The sequence below is a fragment of the Streptomyces sp. CB02980 genome, from assembly GCF_014451325.2.
GTDB lineage: Bacteria > Actinomycetota > Actinomycetes > Streptomycetales > Streptomycetaceae > Streptomyces.
Genome location: NZ_JACSCH020000005.1, coordinates 360,425 through 383,190 on the forward strand (window position 1 = coordinate 360,425; position 22,766 = coordinate 383,190).

At 72.7% G+C, this 22,766-nt stretch carries 20 protein-coding genes; 7 read left to right on the plus strand and 13 right to left on the minus strand.

Annotated elements, in window-relative coordinates; genetic code table 11:
• Nucleotide 1 precedes the first annotated feature (1 nt).
• Entirely contained in the window at nucleotides 2-871 is an 870-nt protein-coding gene (locus E0F75_RS14140) for a triacylglycerol lipase (protein WP_187622852.1), read from the minus strand.
• A gap of 180 nt (nucleotides 872-1,051) precedes the next feature.
• On the minus strand, nucleotides 1,052-2,074 hold the full coding sequence (locus E0F75_RS14145) for a hypothetical protein (RefSeq protein WP_229312673.1): 1,023 nt from the start codon (nucleotides 2,072-2,074) through the stop codon (nucleotides 1,052-1,054).
• Between the two features lie 137 nt (nucleotides 2,075-2,211).
• Here E0F75_RS14145 and E0F75_RS14150 point away from each other — a divergent pair, with 137 nt between their 5' ends.
• The gene (locus E0F75_RS14150; protein WP_030315760.1) at nucleotides 2,212-2,421 is read left to right on the plus strand and encodes a helix-turn-helix domain-containing protein; all 210 of its coding nucleotides are present in this window, start codon (nucleotides 2,212-2,214) and stop codon (nucleotides 2,419-2,421) included.
• On the plus strand, nucleotides 2,421-2,975 hold the full coding sequence (locus tag E0F75_RS14155; protein WP_187622854.1) for a Clp protease N-terminal domain-containing protein: 555 nt from the start codon (nucleotides 2,421-2,423) through the stop codon (nucleotides 2,973-2,975). The genes E0F75_RS14150 and E0F75_RS14155 overlap by 1 nt, the downstream gene beginning before the upstream one ends.
• 28 nt (nucleotides 2,976-3,003) lie before the next feature.
• Here the strand turns inward: E0F75_RS14155 and E0F75_RS14160 are convergent, their stop codons facing one another.
• Entirely contained in the window at nucleotides 3,004-6,528 is a 3,525-nt protein-coding gene (locus E0F75_RS14160) for a DNA polymerase III subunit alpha (protein WP_187622855.1), read from the minus strand.
• Nucleotides 6,529-6,698: 170 nt separating this feature from the next.
• Between E0F75_RS14160 and E0F75_RS14165 the strand changes: the two genes are divergently transcribed.
• Together E0F75_RS14165 and E0F75_RS14170 are read left to right on the plus strand one after the other, a co-directional pair.
• Nucleotides 6,699-7,748: a DUF3533 domain-containing protein gene (locus E0F75_RS14165; RefSeq protein ID WP_187622856.1), complete on the plus strand. Its 1,050-nt coding sequence runs from the start codon at nucleotides 6,699-6,701 to the stop codon at nucleotides 7,746-7,748.
• 85 nt (nucleotides 7,749-7,833) lie between these two features.
• Nucleotides 7,834-8,814, plus strand: coding sequence for a GNAT family N-acetyltransferase (locus tag E0F75_RS14170; RefSeq protein ID WP_187622857.1), 981 nt, complete (start codon nucleotides 7,834-7,836; stop codon nucleotides 8,812-8,814).
• 192 nt (nucleotides 8,815-9,006) lie between these two features.
• Here the strand turns inward: E0F75_RS14170 and E0F75_RS14175 are convergent, their stop codons facing one another.
• The 9 genes from E0F75_RS14175 to E0F75_RS14215 form a co-directional block, all read right to left on the minus strand.
• On the minus strand, nucleotides 9,007-9,906 hold the full coding sequence (locus E0F75_RS14175; protein ID WP_187622858.1) for a S1 family peptidase: 900 nt from the start codon (nucleotides 9,904-9,906) through the stop codon (nucleotides 9,007-9,009).
• Between the two features lie 186 nt (nucleotides 9,907-10,092).
• Entirely contained in the window at nucleotides 10,093-10,917 is an 825-nt protein-coding gene (locus E0F75_RS14180; RefSeq protein ID WP_187622859.1) for a DUF1684 domain-containing protein, read from the minus strand.
• Between the two features lie 5 nt (nucleotides 10,918-10,922).
• Nucleotides 10,923-12,230 (minus strand): NtaA/DmoA family FMN-dependent monooxygenase, encoded by a 1,308-nt coding sequence (locus tag E0F75_RS14185; protein ID WP_187622860.1) that lies wholly within the window; start codon nucleotides 12,228-12,230, stop codon nucleotides 10,923-10,925.
• The gene (locus tag E0F75_RS14190) at nucleotides 12,227-13,303 is read right to left on the minus strand and encodes an LLM class flavin-dependent oxidoreductase (RefSeq protein ID WP_187622861.1); all 1,077 of its coding nucleotides are present in this window, start codon (nucleotides 13,301-13,303) and stop codon (nucleotides 12,227-12,229) included. The genes E0F75_RS14185 and E0F75_RS14190 overlap by 4 nt, the downstream gene beginning before the upstream one ends.
• A 40-nt stretch (nucleotides 13,304-13,343) precedes the next feature.
• The gene (locus tag E0F75_RS14195; protein WP_187622862.1) at nucleotides 13,344-14,321 is read right to left on the minus strand and encodes an ABC transporter substrate-binding protein; all 978 of its coding nucleotides are present in this window, start codon (nucleotides 14,319-14,321) and stop codon (nucleotides 13,344-13,346) included.
• A 33-nt stretch (nucleotides 14,322-14,354) separates the two neighbouring features.
• Nucleotides 14,355-15,161 (minus strand): amino acid ABC transporter ATP-binding protein, encoded by an 807-nt coding sequence (locus tag E0F75_RS14200; protein ID WP_187622863.1) that lies wholly within the window; start codon nucleotides 15,159-15,161, stop codon nucleotides 14,355-14,357.
• On the minus strand, nucleotides 15,158-16,042 hold the full coding sequence (locus E0F75_RS14205; RefSeq protein ID WP_187622864.1) for an amino acid ABC transporter permease: 885 nt from the start codon (nucleotides 16,040-16,042) through the stop codon (nucleotides 15,158-15,160). The genes E0F75_RS14200 and E0F75_RS14205 overlap by 4 nt, the downstream gene beginning before the upstream one ends.
• 46 nt (nucleotides 16,043-16,088) lie before the next feature.
• Nucleotides 16,089-17,903: an FAD/NAD(P)-binding domain-containing protein gene (locus E0F75_RS14210; protein ID WP_187622865.1), complete on the minus strand. Its 1,815-nt coding sequence runs from the start codon at nucleotides 17,901-17,903 to the stop codon at nucleotides 16,089-16,091.
• Nucleotides 17,900-18,748: an amino acid ABC transporter permease gene (locus tag E0F75_RS14215; RefSeq protein WP_187622866.1), complete on the minus strand. Its 849-nt coding sequence runs from the start codon at nucleotides 18,746-18,748 to the stop codon at nucleotides 17,900-17,902. The genes E0F75_RS14210 and E0F75_RS14215 overlap by 4 nt, the downstream gene beginning before the upstream one ends.
• A gap of 442 nt (nucleotides 18,749-19,190) precedes the next feature.
• Here E0F75_RS14215 and E0F75_RS14220 point away from each other — a divergent pair, with 442 nt between their 5' ends.
• Together E0F75_RS14220 and E0F75_RS14225 are read left to right on the plus strand one after the other, a co-directional pair.
• Nucleotides 19,191-19,670 carry a GNAT family N-acetyltransferase gene (locus E0F75_RS14220; protein WP_187622867.1) on the plus strand — a complete coding sequence of 160 codons (480 nt, stop codon included), beginning with the start codon at nucleotides 19,191-19,193 and terminating at the stop codon, nucleotides 19,668-19,670.
• Nucleotides 19,667-20,644: an ABC transporter substrate-binding protein gene (locus E0F75_RS14225; RefSeq protein ID WP_187622868.1), complete on the plus strand. Its 978-nt coding sequence runs from the start codon at nucleotides 19,667-19,669 to the stop codon at nucleotides 20,642-20,644. Before E0F75_RS14220 ends, E0F75_RS14225 begins: the two co-directional genes overlap by 4 nt.
• Nucleotides 20,645-20,705: 61 nt before the next feature.
• Here the strand turns inward: E0F75_RS14225 and E0F75_RS14230 are convergent, their stop codons facing one another.
• The gene (locus tag E0F75_RS14230) at nucleotides 20,706-21,974 is read right to left on the minus strand and encodes a DUF5685 family protein (protein ID WP_187622869.1); all 1,269 of its coding nucleotides are present in this window, start codon (nucleotides 21,972-21,974) and stop codon (nucleotides 20,706-20,708) included.
• 322 nt (nucleotides 21,975-22,296) lie between these two features.
• Here E0F75_RS14230 and E0F75_RS14235 point away from each other — a divergent pair, with 322 nt between their 5' ends.
• Nucleotides 22,297-22,731, plus strand: a complete 435-nt coding sequence (locus E0F75_RS14235) for a cell division protein SepF (protein ID WP_030315727.1) — start codon at nucleotides 22,297-22,299, stop codon at nucleotides 22,729-22,731.
• The last annotated feature ends 35 nt before the right edge of the window (nucleotides 22,732-22,766 follow it).

Here is a 22,766-nt window from a genome sequence, read left to right on the forward strand (position 1 = left end):
ACTAGCCGATCACCGAGAGGCAGGTGGTCGGGGTCGCGTGGGCCGGGTCGAGGGCGTTCTCCACCTCGTGGAAGGTGACCCGGTCCACCGTGCCGATCGCCACGTGCTCGGACAGGTCGAGCGCGCACTTGTCCTGGATCAGGACGTTGGTGACGTTCGGGCCGCTCAGGAACTGCGAGCGGTACGGGGTGACCACCTCGTCGTACTGGGTCGCGATGACGTGGTAGCGGACCCCGGGCACGGTGTCGCCGCCCTGGTTGAGCTTGGTGATGAACGGCGAGCCGGCGATCTGGTCGGCGAGCCCGGGGGTGTTGGCCTTGATCAGGTCCTCGGCGCCGGGGAAGTACGGCAGGAGCCTGGTGAGGCCGAGCAGGGTGGTGCCGTGGTTGTCGGGGGCGATCCCGACGAGCGCGTTCACCTTCTGGGCCCCGCCGAGGAACTTGAGGTACCAGCGCGGCATCATGCCGCCCTGCGAGTGTCCGACGATGTCGACCTCGGGGGCGCCGGTGGCGGCGAGGACCCGGTCGACGTAGGTGTCGAGCTGTCCGGCGGAGGCCTCGATGGGGCCGAGACCGTGGAAGAAGGGCACGTTCGGCAGCTGGCCGTAGTCGAGCGAGAAGACGCAGTAACCGCGGTTGACCAGGTACGGCGCGAGGACGAGCCAGTTGTCGACGGAGTTCCCGAGGGTTCCGTGGACGAGGACGACGGGCCGCGGGTGCGCGGCGGAGGGCTTGCAGGAGTAGTCGTTCCAGCCCCGACTGGTGGTGGCGGTCTCGGCCCGGGCCGAGGCGGCGGTGGTCGGCGCGAGGGTGGCGGCAGCGGCCAGCAGCAGGACGGACAGTGCTCTGACGGCGTGTTTCCAGGGCAGCATCGGGCGATCTCCTTGCGGCTCAAGGGGATGGTGGGGGTGCTACGCCCTGCGGTCCGGACCACAAGTGGGGATGCGCGGTGGGGATGCGCTTCAGCCAAGCTACGCACGGGTAGCCTTGGCTGGGAAGTTACGCGTCGGTAAAAAGTGATGTGTCGTCACAAGAGCCTGGCGAAAGGGCCGTCAGGCCGCCAGTGATCCCGGCAGGACCGCCCGCGGACCGAATTTCGCCCGTGCCTTGTCGGCCACCGCCTCGATCCGCCGGGCCTTCTCGTCCGCCGGGTCCAGGGACAGCTGGTGTGCCGCGCCCTCCGCGCCCGCAAGCCCTTCGGCGCGCAGGGCGATGCCCCGCACCCGGGCCCGCTGGAGGCCGAAGGAGTCGTGGACGGCGTACGCGAGGGTGGTGAGCGCCGCCGAGTGGGCGGTGGGTTCGGGCAGGGCACGGCTCCGGGTGGTCGTGGTCCGGTCCGCGTACCGCACGGTGACGGCGAGCGCGCGGCACACCTGCCCCTCCGCGCGCAGCCGGGTGCCCAGTTCCTCGGCGAGCGAGAGGAGGGCCCGGCGCTGCTGCGTCCGGTCGGTCTCGTCGTGCGGGAAGGAACGTTCGGCCGCGACCGACCGGGAGGCCGTGTGCGGGACGACGGGGGTGCGGTCGACGCCCCGGGCCCGCTCCCACAGCTCGCGGCCGGTCTTCGCGCCGACGAGCCGCTGGAGCACGGCGAGCGGCGCGTCCGCGACGCGGCCGACGGAGTCGAGTCCGTAGCCGCAGAGGGTACGGGCGGTGGCGCGGCCGACGCCGTCGAGCGCGACGACCGGCCGGTCACGCAGGAAGGCCGCGGGGTCGTCGACGACCAGGGTGACGCCGGGCCGGGCCTCGCTCGCGGCCATCCGGGCCAGCATCGGGTTGGGGCCGGCTCCGATGACGCAGTCGACGCCGTACAGGGCGAGGGCCCTGACCCGGATCACCGAGGCGAGCTCGGCCGGGCTCCGGCCGAAGTAGCGCAGCGCACCGCGCACATCGGCGAGCGCCTCGCAGGGCGGGGCCGCCTCGACGACGGGGGTGAACTCGGCGAGCAGGTCGATCAGCGGGGGAAACAGGGCCTCGGCCCCTCCCCTCCCGAAAGCATCGGAAGCGGGGGAATCCAGCCGGAACCGCACACAGAGGATCATGTCCCTCTCCTCCGTCTCGTGTCCCTGTTCACCCATGGGCGGTTTGTCCCTGAACGCCCCCTCCCACTCCCTCACCCTAGAGCATGTTCGAATATTTGTGCGAGTGCGATGACGCGATGATGCGATGTCAACCAAGGTTGACATGCGGGCGCCTGTCAACGTAAGTTGACGTCATGACCGATGCGACCGATCTCGCCGCACGGGCGGGTGACCGCGACCCACGGGTCGGACTACGGGCCGTCTCCGCCCTGCGGCGACTGCTCGAACAGCTGGAAGCCGTCCAGGTGCGCAGCGCGCGCAACCAGGGGTGGTCGTGGCAGGAGATCGCGACCGAACTGGGTGTCAGCCGACAGGCCGTCCACAAGAAGTACGGGAGGCAGTGATGTTCGAACGGTTCACGAAGGCCGCGCGCACCGTGGTGAAGGGCGCGGTCGAGCACGCGGAGCGGGGCGGCGCGACGGTCGTCACCCAGGAGCACCTGCTCCTCGCCCTGCTCGACGGGGAGGGCACCCGGGCGGCGGACGCGCTGCACACGCTGTGCCCGCCGGACCGCCGGCCGTCCCTGGTGGCCGCGCTGACCGGCGCCCGGCGCCGGGCGGGGCTCTCCCGCGCGGACGAGGAGGCCCTGGCGGACCTCGGCATCGACGTCGGCGCGATCGTGGCGCGGGTGGAGGAGGCCCACGGCGAGGGCGCGCTGGCGGGCGACCGCAAGGACTCCGGTTGGTGGTCGGGTCGCCGGTCCTTCTCGCGGGAGGCCAAGACCGTCCTGGAGAAGTCCCTCCGGGTGGCACTGGCCCGCAAGGACCGGGAGATCGGCGACGAGCACATCCTGCTCGCGCTCACCACGACCGGCGGGGTCGTCGCGGAGGTCCTGGCCGACCACGGGGTGACGTACGCGTCCGTCGACACGGCGGTCTCCGGGGCGGCGACCGCCTGATCCGCGGCGGCTCGTCCCGTGGAGCGGCTCAGCCCGCCGAGCCCGGGCTGCTGTGCCACAGCTTCCGTCCACTCGGAGTCCCTTCACCCGCCGGCTCGAGGTCGGCCCAGGGGTTCATCTCGTAGCCGGTGGACATCGTGATGCGGCGGCCGGAGTCGGCGGACTCGCCGTCGCCCGTGGCGGGCTCGGCGGGTTCGGCGAGCCGTCCCCCCACCGCGTCCAGGCCGCCGGACGCCCGGAGTTCGACGAGTTCGGCGAGGTTCCAGGCGGCGGCGCCGACCACGCTGACGCTGCGCGGGCCGCGCCGCTGCACCACTCCCCTGACCAGCAGCAGCCAGGAGTGGAAGACGGTGTGGGCGCAGCGCTCGTGGGCGTCGTCGAAGAAGGCGAGGTCGACCAGGCCGGTGCCGTCGTCGAGGGTGGTGAAGATGACGCGCTTGCCGGAGCGGATCGGCGGGGTCTGGGTGGCGGCCTTGGCGCCCGCGACGAGGACGGTCATGCCGTGCGGGGTCTCGCGGAGGCGCTGGGCGGAGACGACGCCGAGTTCGCGGAGGAAGGCGTGGTGGTCGCCCATGAGGTGGCGGGAGGCGTCCATGCCGAGGATGCCGAGCTCGGCGCTGAGGCGTTCCGTCTCGTCGAGGTCGGGCAGGCCGATGGGGGCGGTCTTCCCGCCCTGGGCGAGCGGGAGTTGACCGCCGTGCGAGGCGGCTCCCCGCTGGATGCGCCGGAGTTCGGTGAGGTGGAGGAGGAGGTCGCGGCGGTTGGCGCCGAAGGCGTCCAACGCGCCTACCTGGGCGAGCCGTTCGGCGATGGGGATGCGGGGGCGGGCCCGTTCCCAGAAGTCGAGGAGGGAGGCGTACGGCTGCCCCGCCTCGATCCGCACCCCCTCGGCCTCGCTGATGCCGTGGACGTCGGTGAGGCCCAGCCGGAGCCCCCACCGCACCGCAGATTCAGACACCAGTTCGATACGGTGAGCGACCGCCGACCGGTTCACATCCAGCGGCAGCACCGGCACCCCCCGCCGCCGCGCGTCCGCGAGCAGCAGCCGCTTGGGGTACATACCGGGGTCGTGGGTGAGCAGCCCGGCGTAGAAGGCGGCCGGGTGGTGCGCCTTGAGCCAGGCGGACTGGTACGTCGGTACGGCGAAGGCCACCGCGTGCGCCTTGCAGAAGCCGTACGAGCCGAAGGCGGCCACGATCTCCCAGGTACGGGCCACGACCTCGTCCGCGTATCCGCGCGCCGAGGCCTCCCGGGCGAACCAGAGTCTGATCCGGCCCTGCGACTCCGGGTCCGAGAGCCCGCGCCGCACCTGGTCGGCCTCGTCGCGGCCGCAGCCGGTCATGATCCGTACGATCTCGATGATCTGCTCGTGGAAGACGACCACTCCGTACGTCTCCCGCAGCGTCTCCTCCAGGTCGGGGTGCGGGTAGCGGACGGGCGCGCGGCCGTGCCGGGCCTCGATGAAGGGGCGGACCATGTCGGCGGCGACCGGGCCCGGCCGGAAGAGCGAGATGTCGACGACGAGGTCGTGGAAGGTGGCGGGCTGGAGCCGGCCGACCAGGTCGCGCTGGCCCGGTGACTCGATCTGGAAGCAGCCGAGGGTCTCGGTGGAGCGGATGAGCCGGTAGGTCTCGGGGTCGCCCTCCGGGACCGCGTCGATGTCCGGGCGGGTGCCGGTGGCCCGCTCGACCTCGGCGACAGCGTGGGCCATCGCGGACTGCATCCGCACCCCGAGGACGTCGAGCTTGAGCAGCCCCAGGTCCTCCACGTCCTCCTTGTCGAACTGGGACATGGGGAACCCCTCGCCGCTGGTGGGCACCACGGGGGTACGGGCGAGCAGCGAGACGTCCGAGAGCAGGACCCCGCAGGGGTGCATGGCGGTGCCGCGCGGCAGCGCGTCAAGGGCCTCGACCAGCTCCCAGAGCCTTCCGAACCTCTGCCGTTCGCCCGCGAGTTCGCGCAGTTCGGGCAGTTCGTCGAGGGCGGCGAGGGCGTCGCGGGCGCGGATGTGCGGGAAGGCCTTCGCGATCCGGTCGATCTCGGCCGGATCCATGGAGAGGGCCGCGCCCACGTCCCGTACCGCGTGGCGGACCCGGTAGGTCTCGGGCATGGAGACGGTGGCGACGCGTGCGGTGCCGAAGCGGTCGATGATCGCCCGGTAGACCTCGAGCCGGCGGGCGGACTCCACGTCGATGTCGATGTCGGGCAGGGCGGTGCGGCGCTTGGAGAGGAAGCGTTCCATCAGGAGGCCGTGCTCGACCGGGTCGGCGTGGGCGATGCCGAGGAGGTGGTTGACGAGGGAGCCGGCGCCGGAGCCGCGGGCGGCGACCCGGATGCCCTTCTTCCGTACGTCGTCGACGACCTGGGCGACCGTCAGGAAGTAGGGGGCGAAGCGGTGGTGGGCGATGACGTCCAGCTCACGGTGCATCCGGTCCCAGTAGGCGCCCCGTTTCTCGTACCCCTTGAGGATCATGCCGGCGGCGGCCCGGGAGGCGAGGACGCGCTGGGCGGTGCGGTGCTCGGCGCCGACCAGGTGCGGTTCGGGGAAGTGCGCGGAGCCGATGCCGAGGTCGTCCTCGGGGTCGACCAGGCAGGCGGCGGCGACCGTCGCGGTCTGTTCGAGGAGCCGGTGGGCGGTGTCCCGGCGGAAGCCGGCGGCCTCGACGATCCGTTCGGCGGCGGCCAGCATGTCACCGGCCCCCTTGAGCCAGGCGGCTCCGCTGTCGAGCTCCTTGCGGGGGTCGACGGGGACAAGGCGGCGGGCGGAGTCGAGGACGTCGGCCACCGGGCCCTGGCCGGGGTCGGCGTACCGGACGGCGTTGCTGAGGACCGGCCGGACGCCCTGCTCGGCGGCGAAGCCGACGGTACGGGCGGCGAGCCGCAGGGAGCCGGGCCCGGTGCCGGAGCGCCCGTGGTCGACGGCCGTGAGGCGCAGCGCGTCGCCGTACCGGTCGCGCCAGGGCGCGAGCAGCCGGACGGCCCGGTCGGGGCGGCCGGCGGCGAGGGCCTGTCCGACGTCGGAGTCGGGGCCGAGGAGGACGAGAACGTCGTCGTCGCACAGGGCGGACCAGGGCAGCAGGGGTCGCCCCCCTCTCCCGGCGTGGGCGGCGGTGATCATCGCGCAGAGCGAGGCCCAGCCGGTACGGGAGCGGGCGAGGAAGAGGGCTCGGGGCGCGGACTCGTCGACGAAGGCTCCGCCGCGGACGGGGACCCGCCGGATGTCCTGCGGGCCACGTGCGGGCGCCCGCCCGGCGCCCCGGGGGCCGCCACCGGACGCGGACTCCGGCGCCTGCCCCGCTCCCGCTCCGGACCGTCCCGGCCCGGGCCCGGGCGCCGTCGCCTCGTAGGCGAGGTCCACGCCGAACAGGGGGCGGACCCCCGCCTTCGCACAGGCCTTCGCGAAGCGGATCGTGCCCGCGAGGGTGTCGCGGTCGGTCAGGGCGAGCGCGTCCATGCCGCGCTCGGCGGCACGCGCGGCCAGTCGTTCGGGGTGGGAGGCGCCGTAGCGCAGGGAGTAGCCCGACGCGGTGTGCAGATGCGTGAACCCCGGCATGGTGCACCTCCCGGCTCCCGCATCGAAATCGTACGTACGTTCCCACCCCCTCGTTCTTCACCTTAGCCCATTTCGAACGTTCGTACGATAACCGCGCCGGGTCGTCCTCCGGTCAACCATTCGGGCGCATCCCACCTGCGGAAACACCCCCTGCCCCCGAGCGTGGGGGCATGAGCCTCGTCGACGAACTGAAAAGCGCCGTCACCCCCCGAGCCGCCCTCCTCGTCGTCGGCGTCTTCGCCCTCCAGCTGCTGTTCATCACCTCGTACGTCGGAGCCCTGCACCACCCCGAGCCGAGGGACGTCCCCTTCGGCGTCGTCGCACCGCAACGGGTCTCCGCACAGCTCGTCGGACAGCTGGATCGGCTCCCCGGCGCCCCGCTCGACCCCCGTTCGGTCGCCGACGAGGCCACGGCCCGGAACCAGATCCTGAACCGGGACATCGACGGCGCCCTGATCGTCGACCCCACCGGCCGCACCGACACCCTGCTCGTGGCCTCCGGCGGCGGCACCGTGCTCTCCTCGGCCCTGGAGACGATCCTCACCCGCGTGGAGGCGACCCAGCAGCGCACCGTACGGACCGTCGACGTGGCCCCCGCCTCGTCGGAGGACTTCGACGGGCTCTCGGCCTTCTACCTCGTCGTCGGCTGGTGCGTCGGCGGCTACATCTGCGCCGCGATCCTCGCCATCAGCGCGGGCTCCCGGCCCGCGAACCGGGAACGCGCGATCATCCGCCTCGGGGTCCTCGCGGTCTACTCGGTCCTCGGCGGGCTCGGCGGCGCGGTCATCGTCGGCCCGATCCTGGGGGCCCTGCCCGGCAGCGTCGCCGCCCTGTGGGGGCTCGGGACGCTGGTCGTCTTCGCCGTCGGCGCCGCCACCCTCGCCCTGCAGTCGGTCTTCGGGATCGTCGGCATCGGCCTGGCGATCCTGCTCATCGTGGTCGCGGGCAACCCCAGCGCGGGCGGCGCCTTCCCGCTGCCGATGCTGCCCCCGTTCTGGAACGCGATCGGCCCCGCCCTGCCACCGGGCGCCGGTACCTGGGCGGCGCGCTCGATCGCGTACTTCAAGGGCAACGACATGACGAGCTCGATGCTGGTCCTCTCGGCCTGGGCGGTCGTCGGCGTGGTCGTCACCCTGGTGATGTCCTCCCTGAAGCGCAGGCCCGAGTCGGAGCCGATCGCGGACGAGGTCGACACCGCGAGCGGCACACGGATCCGCTGAAGCCGAAAACCCCTGGCCCACCCGCCCATCGGCCGTTACGTTCGCGGGGCAGCACCGACCGTTCCCCGAACCGACAAGGCTCTCCGTGACTTCTGTTCGCCCCGCCCGTCCCGACGAACTCCCCGCCCTGGTCGAGCACTCCGGCGACCCCGAGCGCAACGCCGCCACCCGCGCGTACCTCTCCCAGCTCCTCGACAGCGCGTGCACCCGGCCCGAGTGGTGCCTGGTCGCCGAGGACGGCGACGGCCGGCTCACCGGCAGCGTGGTGCTGTGGACCATGCCGGGACACGAGGTCCCGCTCGCGCTGGTGCTGTTCGAGGCGCCGGAGGACGCCCCGGAGACCGCTGCGGCGCTGCTCGACGCGGCCGCCGTCAAGGCCAGGGAGCTGGGCGCGACGGAGCTGGAGCACGTCGTCGACTCCCCCGCCCAGGCCCCGCAGTTCCAGCGGAGCCCGGAGCACCGGGGCGAGCTGCTGCGGGCGTCCGGGTACGCCGTGATCCGCGACGGCCGCAGGTTCAGCCTGCGGGTCCCCGCCGCGAACGGAACCGGTGACGGCGGACCGGAGGCGTCCGGCGCGCCGGACGGGCTGCCCGCCGACGACCCCCGGCTGACCTTCCGCTCGCTCGCCGAACTCGGCCCCGAGCCCTTCGTCGCGGTCCTCGCCGAGCTGCTCGCCGACACCGCCGACGCCCGCCTCGCGGCCGACGTACGGCAGCACGGCGCCCGGCGCGCGGCCGAGCTGCTCTTCGAGGAGACGGCCGAGCTGAAGCACGAGCCCGCGTGGTGGGAGCTCGGCTACGACGCGGACGGCACCGTCGCCGTGATCAGCCTGCCCGCCGAGAACCCCAGCGTTCCGGTCATCGGTTTCGTCGGCGTCGCCCCCGCCCACCGGGGCAAGGGGTACGCCAGCTCGGTCGTGGTCCGGGGCACGCGCGTCCTGGTCGGCGCCGGGGCCACCGAGATCCGCGGGGACTGCGACGCCGCGAACGTGGCGATGGCCAAGGCCTTCGAGCGTGCCGGGTACGTGAACTTCGCCGACCGGCTGGAGTTCGCCCGCGCCCTCTGATCCCGCGCCCCCCGACGCGGTCCGCCGTACGACGGTGCCGCCCCGTGCTTCCTCGCACGGGGCGGCACCGTCGTACGACGGCGGACTACCGGCCGCAGTACGCCCGGGTCGTCAGTTCCCTCGTCTCGTCGATCATCGGCATCCGGGGGTCGGCCGGCGCGCACCGGTCGGCGTGCGCGTGTCCCGGGTCGGCTAGAAGACGCCGACCCCGTACGCGCTCAGCGCCTCCGTCACGGGCTGGAAGAAGGTCGTCCCGCCCGTGGAGCAGTTGCCGCTGCCGCCCGAGGTGAGGCCGACGGCACGGCTGCCCGAGTAGAGCGGGCCGCCGGAGTCGCCGGGCTCGGCGCAGACGTTCGTGCGGATCAGGCCGGAGACGATGTCGCCGCCGCCGTAGTTCACGGTGGCGTTGAGGCCCGTCACGGAGCCGCTGTGGGTGCCGGTGGTGGAGCCGCGGCGGGTGACGGACATGCCGACGGTGGCGTTGACGGCGCTCGTGATGTCCACGTTGCCGACCGTCCCGGACTTGGTGACGGAGGTGTTGGTGTAGCGCACCAGGCCGTAGTCGTTGCCCGGGAAGCTGGACCCGGCGGTGGTGCCGAGGACGGTGGTCCGGGAGGAGTTGGAGTACCAGGTGCCCGCTCCGTCGGTGCAGTGTCCGGCGGTCAGGAAGTAGTAGTTGCCCGCGCCGTCCCGGACGTTGAAGCCCAGCGAGCAGCGCCAGCTGGTGGCGTAGATCGCGTCGCCGCCGGATATCAGCTTGCTGAACCTTCCGGGGGTGCGTTCGACCCGGATGGCGTCCGCGTTCGCGCCGGCCTGCCGCTTGATCTTCGCGAGGTCGGCCTGGCTGACGGTGGAGTCGGCGGTGACGACCAGCCTGCCGGTGGCGGTGTCGGCGTACCAGGCGGTACCGGCCACGTCCGCGGCGCGGACGGCGTCGCCGGTCGCCGAGAGGGCGGCGGCGTCGAAGGTGCGGGTGCTCTGTGCGGTGTCGGCGGTGCCCGCGCTCGCGGTGGGGGCGGCGAGCGCGGCTGCGGCGGCGAGGCCTGCCGCGACGGCGAGCAGCCGGACGGTTCTCGTGGGGGTGGTGCGCATGGTCCTCACTTCTGTTCCTCCCGAGGGGAATCGGGGGCCCGCCGTGGGGTGCCGGGCCCGTGAGGCGCGGCCCGGGGCCGGCGCTGTGGGGGAGTCTCGGGCCGTACGACTTCACGCCGCAAGGGCGCGATTCGGCCGTACGGCCCTCAACCACCCGACGCCTCGGAGGAGTTGAAGCATGGCCGGTCAGACCGCGCCCAGCCGCCGCTCCCCCGCCGCGACGGCGGTGTCGAGCGTGTTCCCCGGCGGCGGGAACGGGCAGATGAAGTGGTCGGCGAAGGCGCACGGCGGCAGCAGCGCGCGGTTGAGGTCGACCGTCACCGAGCCGTCCGCCGCCGGGGCCGCCGGGCGCAGGAAACGGAAGCGGTAGCTGTCCCGGCCGCTGGTGGCGTCCGCGAAGACCGCCCACAGGGAGCCGTCGTCCTCGACGGCCACCTGGAGGGTGTGCTCGCCGCCGTGCAGCTCGAAGACCAGCTCGCCGGAGAGCCCGAGGCCGCGCTCGCGGCCGTCGGCGTTCTCCACCCGTACGCTGCGCGTCCGCTCGTACGGCCGGAAGACTCCGGGCACCACCCAGCGCTCGTCGTACGGGGTGGCCTCGATGCCCCGGAAGGCGGTACGGGCCTCGGAGCCGGGGTCGAAGTCCCGTACGGCCCAGAGCCCTTCGCGTCGCAGCACCACGATCCGCCGGCCCGCCGACTCGACGCGGGACTCGTGGATCGGGGCGTGGTCGGCGGTGAGCCGGACCGTGCCGGTGAAGGGCTTGCCGTCGACGGTGATCCCGTCCTCGGCGCGGGCACTGAGGAGCACCTCGTCGCCGTCCTCCCGCCACTCCCCCGGAACGGCCGGAATTCGCCCCTCCGGGAAGTCCGAGAGCCAGTGGGTGCCCGTGAGGGAGAGCGGACCGTACGAGGAGGAGACCGCGGCCTCCCGCTGCTCGTGCCAGTGCTGCCACTCCTGCCGGGGGTCGGCCCCCGCGTCCGTACCCGTGCCGCTGTCGTTGTCCGTGCTCATGGTGCTCAACCCTTCCATACGGGCTCGGGAAGCCCGAGGTGCGACCGGAGCGTCGTGCCCGAGTACTCCGTACGGAAGACCCCCCGCTCCTGGAGCAGCGGAACGACCCGGTCGACGAAGTCGTCGAGGCCGCCGGGGGTGAGGTGGGGGACGAGGATGAAGCCGTCGGCGGCGTCCGTGGCGACGAACTCCTCCAGGGCCGCCGCGACCGTCCCCGGGCTGCCGACGAAGGACTGCCGGCCCGTGGACTCGACGACCGTCTGACGGATCGACAGGCCCTTGGCCTCGGAGAGCGCCCGCCACTTCCTGGCCACCCCGACCGGGTCGGCGACCCGCACCCGCCCCTGGACCAGGGTCGAGTCCGGATCGGGGTCGACGTCCGGGAGCGGTCCGTCCGGGTCGTAACCGGACAGGTCGCGGCCCCAGATCTGCTCCAGGGCGAGGATCGCGTTCTGCGGGGAGACCTGCTGGCGGCGGATCTCCCCGGCGTGCTCCTGCGCCTCGGCGTCGGTGTCCCCGAGGACGTACGTCACCCCGGGCATGATCTTCAGATCGCCGGGCTCCCGCCCGTGCCGGGCGAGCCGCCCCTTGACGTCGGCGTAGAACTCCCGGCCGGCCTCCAGGGTCGAGTGCCGGGTGAAGATCACGTCGGCGGCCGAGGCCGCGAACTCCCGGCCCTCGGCGGAGTCACCGGCCTGGATGACGACCGGGTGCCCCTGCGGGGAGCGCGGGACGGTGAACTCGCCCTCGATCCCGAACTGCGGCCCGCTGTGGACGAAGGGCCGCTGCCGGCCCTCCGGGGTCCAGGAGTCCCACAGCTCCCGGGCCGTGGCGAGGAACTCGGCGGCCCGGGTGTACCGGTCGGCCCGGTCCAGGTAGCCGCCGCGCCGGAAGTTCTCGCCGGTGAAGGCGTCCGATGAGGTGACGACGTTCCAGGCGGCCCGGCCCGCGCTGAGGTGGTCGAGCGAGGCGAGCCGCCGGGCCAGTTCGTACGGCTCGTTGAAGGTGGCGTTGACCGTACCGGCCAGGCCGAGCCGGTCGGTGACGGCGGCGAGCGCGTTCAGGACGGTGATCGACTCGGGCCGGCCGACGACGTCGAGGTCGTGGATGCGGCCGTTGTGCTCGCGCAGCCGCAGCCCCTCGGCCAGGAAGAAGAAGTCGAAGAGGCCGCGCTCCGCGGTCCTGGCGAGATGCTCGAAGGAGGAGAAGTCGATCTGCGAGCCGGAGCGCGGATCGGCCCAGACGGTGGTGGAGTTGACGCCGGGGAAGTGCGCGGCGAGATGGATCTGCTTCCGGCCCGGAGTCGTGCTCATGCGCGTGCTCCCGTCGTCACCCGTGCTTCGGTGGCGTACTGGCTGACGGGGCGGGCGAGCCCCAGGTGGTCGCGGAGGGTGGCGCCCTCGTAGGCCGTACGGAAGAGCCCGCGGTCGCGCAGCCGGGTGACGGTGCCGGCGGTGAACCGCTCCAGGTCCCGCTCGGGCACGGCCGGCACGAGGTGGAAGCCGTCGATGGCGCCGCCGCCGTGCCAGCCCGCGATCAGTTCGGCGAGCGCCCCGGGCCCGCCCTCGTACGCGTCGAGGTCGACGGTCGCCGAGAGCAGGACGCGCAGCTGTCCGGGGTCCCGGCCGTGGGCGCGGGCCCCCTGCCGCAGTTCGGCGCGGAGGGCGGCGGCCTCCTCGGCTGAGGAGGCCCTGATCAGGGCCACGTCGGCATGGTGGGCTGCGGTGTCGCGGGCGGCGGGGCGGGTGGCGTCGACGACGGTCACCGGGTTGCCCTGCGGGGGCCGGGGGACGATCGAGGGGCCCCTGACCGAGAAGGTCGCGCCCTGGAAGTTCACGTGGTGCAGCTTGCGGCGGTCGACGAACCGCCCGGTCACCACGTCCCGTATCTCGGCGTCGTCCTCCCAGCTGTCCCACAGTTTGCGGGAGGCCTCGGCGACCTCGCCCGCCTCCTGCCAGAGCTCGGCGGTGGGCGGGACCGGCCGGCGGCCGAAGATCCTGGCCTCGGCCCCGGTCGGGGAGACCGCGATCCGCCAGCCCGCCCGGCCCCGGCTGACCCAGTCGAGGGTGGCGACGGCGGCCTGGACGTGGAAGGGCTCGGTGTGGGTGGTGGTCACCGTCGGCACGAGGCCGATGGAGCGGGTCTCGGGGGCGACCCGGGCCAGGACGGCGAGCGCGTCGAGTCCGGGCCGGGTGAAGGAGTCGTCGTGGGTGAGGAAGTCGAGCGCGGCGGCCTCGGCGAGCCGGGCGAGCGCGACGGTACGGGCGGCGGTGCCGGCGACGGCGGGTGCGGTGGTACGGGCGGCGGCGGAGGCGAGGGGGCCCGGGGAGTCACCGGCGCCCGGGTCGAGTTCGGCGGCGAGGTGGAGCGTTCGGCTGCTGGTCATGCGGTCTCTCTCGAAGCGACGTGGAGCGGACGGAGCGCGGTCAGTTCTTGGTGCGGGGCAGTCCGGGCGGGTTGATCTCCGACTTCGTCACGGACTCGCTGTCGAGGCCCCAGCGCTTGAGGACCTGGGCGTAGGTGCCGTTCTCGACGATGTGGTCGATCGCGGCGGCGTAGGCGGCGACGAGTCCGCTGTCCTTCTTCGTGGTGGCCGCGATCTTGCCCTGGAGTCCGGCGCCCGCGCCGGAGAACTTGCCGACGATCTCGGTCTGTCCGGCGGAGAGCACGTGGTAGGCGGCGACGGGGTTGGGCCCGAGGTAGCCGTCGATCCGGCCGGACTGGAGCGCCAGGTAGTAGTCCGAGGTGTTCTGGTAGTACTTGATGTCGACCGGCTTGCGGCCGGCCTTCTCGTTCTGCGCGGACCAGTCGACGAGGATCTTCTCCTGGTTGGTGCCGGAGCCGACGGCGATCGCCTTGCCCGCCACGTCCTCGGGGCCCTTGACCGTCCAGCCGGAGCCCTTCTTCGCCTCGAAGGCGAGGTCGTCCAGGCGGTAGGTGGCGAAGTCGTACTTGTCCTTGCGCTCCTCGGTGACGGTGACGTTGGAGAAGACGGCGTCGTACTTGCCGCTGTCGAGGCCGACGAAGAGGTTCTCCCAGGACACCGGGTTGAACTCGGGCTTCAGACCGAGGGCGTCGGCGACCAGGGTCGCGAGGTCGAGTTCGACGCCGATCAGCGTCTTGTCGTCGGTGGCGTGGAAGGCGAGCGGCGGATTGCTCGTCGCGGAGACGCCGAGGATCAGGGTGCCTCTCTTGCGGACGGCCTCGGGCAGCTTCGCGGCGAGTGCGTCGACCTTGGGGGTGTGGACGCGGTTCTGCTCGGGGCTGAGGTTGATGCCGTTGGCGGCCTTCTTCGCCTCGGGCTTGGCCGCGTCGAGGGCGGCGTCACCCGAGCCGCAGGCGGTGAGGACGCCGAGGGCGGTGAGCGAGGCGAGGGCGGCGAGGACGGTGCGACGGGTCTTCATGGCAGTACTCCTGAGAGGGAAGGGGTGGGTTGGTCAGAGGACCTTGGAGAGGAAGACGCGGGTGCGTTCGTGGCGGGGGCTGTCGAGCACCTCGGCCGGCGGCCCCTGTTCGACGATCCGGCCCTCGTCCATGAAGACCACGGTGTCGGCGACCTCGCGGGCGAAGCCGATCTCATGGGTGACGACGATCATGGTGGTGCCGGAGGCGGCCAGGTCCTTGATGACGTCGAGGACCTCGCCGACCAGCTCGGGATCGAGCGCGGAGGTCGGCTCGTCGAAGAGGAGCAGGCCGGGTTCGAGGGCGAGCGCGCGGGCGATGGCGACCCGCTGCTGCTGTCCGCCGGAGAGCTGTTTGGGGTACGCCTCCGCCTTGTCGGCGAGTCCGACGCGTTCGAGCAGCGTCCGGGCCGCGACCTCGGCCTCCTTGCGGGGGCGCTTCAGGGCCGAGACGGGGGCCTCGACGATGTTCTCCAGGACGGTGAGGTGCGGGAAGAGGTGGAAGTTCTGGAAGACGAAGCCGATCCGGGTGCGCTGCTTGAGGATGTCCCGCTCGCGCAGCTCGTAGAGCTTGTTGCCGGAGCGGCGGTAGCCGACGAGGGTGCCGTCGACGCTGACGGTGCCGCTGTCGACCTTCTCCAGGTGGTTGATGGTCCGCAGGAGGGTGGACTTGCCGGAGCCCGAGGGGCCGAGGACGACGGTGACCTCGCCGGCGCGGACGTCGAGGTCGATGCCGCGCAGGACGTGGAGGGGGCCGAAGTTCTTGTGCACGGCCCGGATCTCGACCTTGGCGGTGGTGGCGGCCCGGGCTTCGGCGGGCGGGTCGACGGTGACGGAGCTCATCGGACGCTCCCCTTCGCGTAGTGGCGTTCGACGTAGTGCTGGACGACGGAGAGCGCGGTGGTGAGCAGGACGTACCAGGCGGTGGCGACCATCAGGAGCGGGACGACCCGTCCGTTGCGGCCGTAGACGACCTGGACCTGGTAGAAGAGTTCGCCGATCGCCATGACGGAGACGATCGAGGTGCCCTTGAAGAGCGAGATGATCTCGTTGGCGGCGTTGGGCAGGATCGAGCGCATCGCCTGCGGCAGGACGATCCGCCGCACCTGCCGGAGCCGCGGGATGCCGAGGGAGGCAGCGGCCTGCAACTGGCCCTCGTCCACGGCGAGTACACCGCCGCGGACGATCTCCGCCGCGTAGGCCGCCTGGTGCAGGGCGAGCCCGAGGACGGCGGCGCTCATCTCGCCGACCAGGCCCATCGTGTCGAAGGAGAGGAAGCTCGGCCCGAAGGGGATGCCGATGCTCAGCTCCTTGTAGAGATAGGCGAGGTTGAACCAGAAGAGCAGCTGGACGATGAGCGGGATCGAGCGGAAGGCCCAGATGTAGCCGAAGGCGACGGACCGCAGGAACGGGCTGGCCGACAGGCGCATGAAGGCGAGCACGATGCCGATCGCGAAGCCGAGGGCGGTGCCGTAGAAGGTGAGCTGGAGGGTGACCCAGACGGCCCGGAGGACCGTCTGGGTGGTGAAGAACGCGGCGAAGACGTCCCACTCCCAGCCGGGGTTGGTGACGAGCCCGTGGACGAACTGGATGAGCAGGACGGCGGTGACGGCGACGGCCACCCAGCGCCAGGGGTGCCGCACGGGGACGACCACGAGCTCGGGTCCCACCACCGGTTCCTTCACGACGGCTCTGGTGGCGGGCGGATCGCTGGTGAGAGACATGGCGGTTCCTCGGAAAGGGGTCGGGCGGCGGGACGGGAGAGGGGGATCAGGCGCTCAGCGGGGCCGGGAGCCGACACGCCCGGTCGCGCAGGAACGTCAGCGCCGCCCGCGCGGTGACGTCGTTCTGCCGGAAGGCGACCCCGCCGGTGCGGGGCCGGGTGAAGGCGCTGTCGGTCCGCGCGGTGGTGTGCGGACCGAGTGCGAAGCGGCGCGGGTGCGGACGTCCGTCGAACTCGAGGACCCGGCCGTCGACGGGGTCGACGACGAGGAGGCCGCTGGCGGTGGCCCGGGCGCCCTCCTCGTGCAGGGCGCGCAGGAGCGGGCTGCTGGTGAGTTCGAGGGTGGGGTCGGGGAGCCGGGCCTCGACCAGGGCGCGTGCCTCGGTCCACTCGCCGGGTACGGCGGTGGAAGCGGCCCGGAAGACGCCGCGCTCCTCGTCGGCCTCGACGGTGACCTGGGGGCCGAGGAAGCGGACGACGCCGGCGCGGGAGAGGGCGAGGAGCTGGCGCAGCCGGGGGCCGGGCGGCCCGGAGGCGAGGTAGCTGAAGAAGCCGTGCCACCAGTCGCCGGTGTCGATGCGGTTTCCGAGCCGGAGGAGTTGTCCGTAGACGGAGAGCAGGCCGGCGAAGACGGCGGCGTCGGAGCTGTGGGCGGGGTCGTGACGGCGGGTCAGGTCGTCGGTGACGTAGTCGCGCAGACCGTGCTGGAGGGCTTCCTTCGAGGCGAAGCGGATGCCGTCCAGGGGGTGGTCGAGGGCGTCAAGGTCGAGCCGGTCGGCCGGGTCGGGGACGGCCGCGGCGACGACGGCGGCGAGTTCGGCCCCGCGCGGCGGCGCCGCCGCGTAGGCCCGCTCGAAGTCTCCCCACCCGAGCGTGGTGCGCTCGGGGTGGGTGGAGAAGAGCCGGTGGTAGTGGGCCCAGCCGAGCTCCTTGTCGACCAGCGGCCACACATCGCGCCGGAAGTCGATCGTTCCGGTCCTCCGCAGCAGGGCGTCGGTCTGCTCGGGGCCGAAGAAGCGGGGCAGCGGGGGCCGTTCGCCGTCGAGGGCGTAACCGATCTTCGAGTGGTACGGGACGCCCCGGCGCGATCCGACGTGCAGCACCGGTTCCTTGCCGGAGGGCACGTAGACCAGCGCGTCGCCCTCGCCCTCGTACCGTCCGCCGCGGCCCTCGGTGAGCAGCACCATCAGGTCGACGAAGGCGAGCCCGAAGCCGCGGACGAGGACGGCCTCGCCGGCGGGCAGGGCGGTCAGGTCGGTGTCGGCGGTGAAGTCGGGCGGCAGGTGGACGAGGCCGTGGCGGGCGGCGAAGCCGGCGAGGGCCCGCTGCTCCGGGTCGGGTTCGGCGTCGAGGTGGCCGACGGTGAGGACGACGAGGTCGGCGAGGAGGGGCGCGGCGGAGCCCTCCAGCCAGACCCGCTGGCGTCCCTCGCGCGGGCCGCCGATCCGCAGGGCGGTGGTGCGGTGCTCGTGGACGGAGACGGAGGCGGGCAGCGCGGCCCGGGCCCGCTCGAACACCCAGCGCAGATAGGCACCCTGCTGGGGGCGGGTGGGGAAGGTCCGGCCCTCGATGCCGGCCCATTCGGCGACGGTGGGGCCGGGGCGGACGGGGCCCGCCAGGTCCACGGTCTCGTCGGTGAACATGGTGACGTCCTCGGCCCGGGAGTTCATCCAGAGCAGCGGGGACTGCGCGGTGCGCCAGATGCGGCCGGGGCCCGGCGGGTGCGGGTCGACGAGATGGAGGTCGAGGGGGCGGTCGCCGTACAGCTCGGGCAGGTTGGCGGCGAGCCGTTCGAGGAAGCCGGTCCCCCGCGGCCCGGCGCCCACGATCACGATCGAGCGCGTCGAGGGGTGCGTGCTCATCGCGCACCCCCCGTACCGCGGGCGTAGTGGCGCTCGACGTAGTGCTGGCCGAGGCTGAGGACGGAGGTGACCGCGACGTACCAGAGCGTGGCCACGAGCAGCAGCGGGATGATCTCGTACGTGCGGTGGTAGACGAGCTGGGTCGAGTAGAGCAGGTCCTGGACGGCGATCACGGAGACGATCGAGGTGCCCTTGAGGGTGCCGATCAGCATGTTCCCGGCCGGCGGGACGATCGCCCGCATGGCCTGCGGCAGCACGATCCGGGAGAGCCGGCGCCACCGGCCGAGGCCGAGGGACTGGGCGGCCTCGAGCTGGCCGCGGTCCACGGAGAGGATGCCGCCGCGCACCACCTCGGCGGCGTAGGCGGCCTCGTGCAGGGTGAGGCCGATGACGGCGACGGACACGGGGCCGAGGAGGTTGACCGTGCTGACGCCGAGGATCTGCGGGTAGAGCGCGCCGATGTTGAACCAGAAGAGCAGCTGGACCAGGATCGGGGTGGACCGGAAGAACCACACGTACCCCCAGCTCACCGCGCGGAGCACGGGGTTGGCGGAGAGCCTGAGCACGGCGAGCAGGGTGCCGAGGACGAAGCCGAGCGCCATGACGAGGGCGGTCAGCCACAGGGTGAGGCCCAGTCCGCGCAGGACGGACGCGGAGGTGAAGTACTCGGCGACCACGTCCCACTGGAAGGCCTTGTTGCGGACGACCGAGACCAGGCCGAGGGCGAGCAGGACGAGGACGAGGACCGCGGCGGTCCACTGCCCGGCGCGGCGGGCGGGGACGATGCGGGGCGGTGGTTCGGCCGGTGGGGCCGTGGAGGGGGTTTTGACCAGGGTCGCGGACATACGAAGACTCCGTGGATGCCAGAGGCGGATCGAACACGGGGTGCGCCTTCACACGCGATGAGCACGGAACCGGGCCCCTCAGCCCGATCCGCCCTTCGAGGCTTGCGGTCAACAGGCCCCGCTGTCAAGGGTGTCCGCACTGTGAGCTGTACGTCTCATCGTGGTTGACGCGGGAACGGATGCCTGTTCCACTGTGGCCATGCATTCGCAGCAGCTGGTCACGCGCTCCCACATCGACTTCGGTCGCGTGTGGTCCTCTTCCTGTTGAGCCGACCCTCTGCTCGGTGAGCCGGCCTCCGGCTCCGCCCCGTCCGCGTGCTGTTCTCCGCGGCGCCTTCACATCCAGGCCCCTCGTGGTGCCTGAGCTCTCCCCTCCCCTCGCTCTGCCGCGCCGCCCTCCTTCGTTCTGAAGGGCTGCCCTCCTTCGCCCTGAAGGACCTTCATGACCTTCGCGTTGTCCGTGCACCGGACCACGACCACCGATCCTCTGGCGCGCCCGCTCCTCGACGAGCTGGCGCACGAGTACACGACCCGGTACGGCTCCGCGCACGATCTGAGCCGCTACCCGGCGGAGGAGTTCGCCCCGCCTCACGGCGCCTTCCTGCTCCTCCTCGAGCAGGGCCGGCCCGTGGCGGGCGGCGCCTACCGCCGCTACGACGACGACACCGCCGAACTGAAGCGGATCTGGACCCACTCGGCGCACCGCAGGCGCGGACTCGCCCGCCGGGTCCTGACCGTGCTCGAACGGGAGGCCGCCGCCCGCGGCTACTCCCGCCTCTATCTCACGACCGGACCGCGCCAGCCGGAGGCCAGGGGCCTCTATCTGGCGAGCGGCTACCGCCCGCTCTTCGACGTGTCCGCCGATCCCGAGTCGATCGGCCCGCTGCCGTTCGAGAAATTCCTGGAGAACCCGAAGCCATGACCACGCGCACGCGTCCCGGCACCGCACGCACCGCCCTCGTCTTCGCCCTGATCACCGGCGCCACCCTCACCCTGACCTCGTGCGCGGGCGGCGATCCCGCGACGGCCCCGGCCGGTGCCTCGGGCGCGCCGGGGGCCGCGAAGGGCGCGCTCCCGACCGAGGACGTGGTGTCGGCGGTGAAGAGGAACGAGGCGGCGGCGAAGCTGCTGCCCGCCGACGTACGGCAGCGGGGCAGCTTCACGATCGCCTCGTCCGTCGCCACCCCGCCCAGCTCGGCGTATCTGCCCGACGGCAGGACCGTCGTGGGGGTCGACGCCGACTTCGCCGCGGCCGTGGCGAAGGCCCTCGGTCTGGAGCTCAAGCGCGAGGTGGTCGGGTTCGAGGCGATCCTGCCGGCGCTCGGCAGCGGCAAGTACGACGTCGGCACCGGGAACTTCGGCGTGACCGAGGAGCGGCGCAAGGCCATCGACTTCGTGACCTACATCAACGACGGTCAGGGCTTCGCGAGCCGCGCGGACAGCCCGCTGAAGGCGGTCACCGACCTCACGCAGCTGTGCGGTCTGAAGGTGGCCGTGAATGCGGGCACCACCTTCGAACGGACCCTGGAGCAGAACAAGGGCCGGTGCGCGGAGGCGGGCGAGAAGCCGTACGAGGTGAACGTCTACAGCGAGACCGGGGCGATCTGGATGTCGCTCCAGCAGGGCCGCAGCGATGTCGTGATGAACACGATCAACGGGGTGCGGTACGCGGTGACGCAGCAGAAGAACGTGAAGTTCCTCAACGAGTACCGACGGCTCGACGTCGGCTTCGCCTTCAAGAAGGGCACGCCGCTCGCGCCCGCCTTCCAGGCCGCGGTGAACGGTCTGAAGGCGGACGGGACGTACGACAGGATCCTGAAGAAGTGGGGCGTGACGGGGTCGGGCATCGCCACGTCGCAGATCTCCCCGCCGGAGCTCCCGGCACCGAAGAAGTAGCGGGCTGGGCTCCGGTGGCGAGGGCTCCGGCGGGAGGGGCTCCGGGTGGACCGACGGTCCGTCAGCAGCCGTCGCAGGGGCAGCAGCAGTCGCAGTTGCCGCAGCCGGGGTCGCAGTCGCAGTCCCGGCAGCAGCCCTCGCGCTTCTTGCGGGACCAGGGGCCCTCGTACTCCTTGGCACAGCAGATCTGGCAGGTGCAGAAGAGCCAGGTGAACATGGCGCACCCGGCGAGGAAGCCGCGCGGCTTGGGTGCCTGCGGGGCGCCGCCGCCGAACTGCGGCGGCAGCCCCCCGGGCCCGCCGGGGCCGCCGGCGCCACCCGGGCCGCCCGGTCCGCCGCCGTACGGGTTCCCGCCACCGCCGTAGGGCTGGTACGGGCCCGGCGCCCCGCCCGCGTACGGATTGCCCGGCACCGGCCCCTGGCCCTGGCCGTACCCCGGCCCCTGCCCCGCCCCCGGCGCCCCGTGCGCGCAGGTCGTCGTGCCGAAGGCGCGGTCCACCGAGGTGCGGAGCTCGTGGGCGAGCAGGACGTGCGCCAGCCTGTCGTCGGCGAACTCGGCGTCCTTCAGCGCGAGGCGGATGCCGTGCAGGGCGTCGTCGGCGAGCCGGCGGGCCTCCTCGCGGGAGGTGCCGGTCGCGGTGAGCGGGTTCCAGGCGCCCTTCTCCGCGTCGGCGGTCTGGTCCTCGACGGCGTCGAGGAGGTGGGCGAGGCGGCCGAAGAGCCGGCCCGCCTCGGCGAGCGGCTCCGCGTTCCCGGGCCGCCCGGCGAGGACGGCGGTGTGCGCGAAGGCGGCCGCGGTCGCGGTCTCGGTCGGTTCGGTGACGGTGAGCAGGGAGGTGCCGGGTCCGGCGAGGGCCTCGATCCCGGTCTGGCGGTCGACGGCGTCGACGAGGACGGCGGTGTCGAAACCGAGGGCGCGGCCGGTCCTGGCCCCCGCCTTGTCCCAGGAGCGGGCGACACGGCGGGCCGCGGCGGCGGCGGGCCGCCGGGCCAACAGCCCGTCCCGGTCGGCGACGTGGTCCCGTACCTTCGCCGAGGCGAGGACCAGCGAGACGGCGGCGGCGAGCCGGGCGCCCTCGCCCCTGGCCACGGGGGCGGTCCGCATGGCGCGCAGCGCGCAGGGCCCGGCCGTGCGACGGCCCGCCGCCGTGACGCCGGTCTGAGCCTCCGTCAGGACCGAGACGATGAGCCCGTCGTAGTTGGTGACGACCCGGGCGAACTGGCCGTGGTCGGCGCGAAGTGCCAGGCAGAGACCGCAGAGATGGGCCATCCACTCGGTCTTGAGCCCATCGGTGAGCCGGTGGGTGCAGGGTCTGACGATTCCGAACATGGACTCCCCCGTGAGTCGTGAATCTGGGCCGGGCTATGGACCGCCGGACGGCCTCGCGGCATCGTAGCGAGCGGGTCCGTTCACCCGTACGCGCCCATCGTCACCCTTGTGGCCCGACTTTCATATTTTCAGCTACATGGCCCTCCCTCAGGCCCCGCATACCGCAAGTTTCCTGACGAATCGCCAGGAAACCGTGCTCACGTTCTGCACCAGTACCGTCACGAATCCCCTGCGCGCCGACTATCCACTTGGCGCGCGATCCGCATCATGAAGGACGATAGGGATTGCGGAACCACAAGTGACCGCGTGAAAGGAGGCGTCCATGGGATCGGTGCGCAAGGCGAGTGCCTGGCTGGGACTCGTCGAGGACAACGACGAGCGTTACTACGACGACGAGTACGCCGACGGTGCCGAAGGCGGCGACGCCTGGGTGACGGACCCCCGGGTCCGGGTGGCCACGGACACCGCCGAGGACCGGGGCCGGCGGATCGCCACCGTCTCCCCCGACGGCTTCCGGGACGCCCGGGGCATCGGCGAGCTCTTCCGGGACGGTGTTCCGGTGATCGTGAACCTGACCGCGATGGAGCCGAACGACGCCAAGCGCGTGGTCGACTTCGCCGCCGGTCTCGCCTTCGGTCTGCGCGGTTCGATCGAGCGCGTGGCGACGCGGGTCTTCCTGCTGACCCCCGCCGACACCCAGATCGTCACCGGTGAGACGGGTCGGCGCCAGCAGGACGGTTTCTTCAACCAGAGCTGAGCGGGTCCGCCGGCCGACCGGGCACCCCCCGAGGG

Excerpts from the sequence above, each read along its gene's own strand:
- E0F75_RS14175 (WP_187622858.1), bottom strand. The coding sequence starts at position 9,906 with ATGCGCACCACCCCCACGAGAACCGTCCGGCTGCTCGCCGTCGCGGCA.
- E0F75_RS14180 (WP_187622859.1), bottom strand. The coding sequence starts at position 10,917 with ATGAGCACGGACAACGACAGCGGCACGGGTACGGACGCGGGGGCCGAC.
- E0F75_RS14155 (WP_187622854.1), top strand. The coding sequence starts at position 2,421 with ATGTTCGAACGGTTCACGAAGGCCGCGCGCACCGTGGTGAAGGGCGCG.
- E0F75_RS14150 (WP_030315760.1), top strand. The coding sequence starts at position 2,212 with ATGACCGATGCGACCGATCTCGCCGCACGGGCGGGTGACCGCGACCCA.
- E0F75_RS14220 (WP_187622867.1), top strand. The coding sequence starts at position 19,191 with ATGACCTTCGCGTTGTCCGTGCACCGGACCACGACCACCGATCCTCTG.
- E0F75_RS14195 (WP_187622862.1), bottom strand. The coding sequence starts at position 14,321 with ATGAAGACCCGTCGCACCGTCCTCGCCGCCCTCGCCTCGCTCACCGCC.
- E0F75_RS14200 (WP_187622863.1), bottom strand. The coding sequence starts at position 15,161 with ATGAGCTCCGTCACCGTCGACCCGCCCGCCGAAGCCCGGGCCGCCACC.
- E0F75_RS14165 (WP_187622856.1), top strand. The coding sequence starts at position 6,699 with ATGAGCCTCGTCGACGAACTGAAAAGCGCCGTCACCCCCCGAGCCGCC.
- E0F75_RS14205 (WP_187622864.1), bottom strand. The coding sequence starts at position 16,042 with ATGTCTCTCACCAGCGATCCGCCCGCCACCAGAGCCGTCGTGAAGGAA.
- E0F75_RS14230 (WP_187622869.1), bottom strand. The coding sequence starts at position 21,974 with ATGTTCGGAATCGTCAGACCCTGCACCCACCGGCTCACCGATGGGCTC.
- E0F75_RS14160 (WP_187622855.1), bottom strand. The coding sequence starts at position 6,528 with ATGCCGGGGTTCACGCATCTGCACACCGCGTCGGGCTACTCCCTGCGC.
- E0F75_RS14145 (WP_229312673.1), bottom strand. The coding sequence starts at position 2,074 with ATGGGTGAACAGGGACACGAGACGGAGGAGAGGGACATGATCCTCTGT.
- E0F75_RS14190 (WP_187622861.1), bottom strand. The coding sequence starts at position 13,303 with ATGACCAGCAGCCGAACGCTCCACCTCGCCGCCGAACTCGACCCGGGC.
- E0F75_RS14235 (WP_030315727.1), top strand. The coding sequence starts at position 22,297 with ATGGGATCGGTGCGCAAGGCGAGTGCCTGGCTGGGACTCGTCGAGGAC.
- E0F75_RS14185 (WP_187622860.1), bottom strand. The coding sequence starts at position 12,230 with ATGAGCACGACTCCGGGCCGGAAGCAGATCCATCTCGCCGCGCACTTC.
- E0F75_RS14140 (WP_187622852.1), bottom strand. The coding sequence starts at position 871 with ATGCTGCCCTGGAAACACGCCGTCAGAGCACTGTCCGTCCTGCTGCTG.
- E0F75_RS14215 (WP_187622866.1), bottom strand. The coding sequence starts at position 18,748 with ATGTCCGCGACCCTGGTCAAAACCCCCTCCACGGCCCCACCGGCCGAA.
- E0F75_RS14210 (WP_187622865.1), bottom strand. The coding sequence starts at position 17,903 with ATGAGCACGCACCCCTCGACGCGCTCGATCGTGATCGTGGGCGCCGGG.
- E0F75_RS14225 (WP_187622868.1), top strand. The coding sequence starts at position 19,667 with ATGACCACGCGCACGCGTCCCGGCACCGCACGCACCGCCCTCGTCTTC.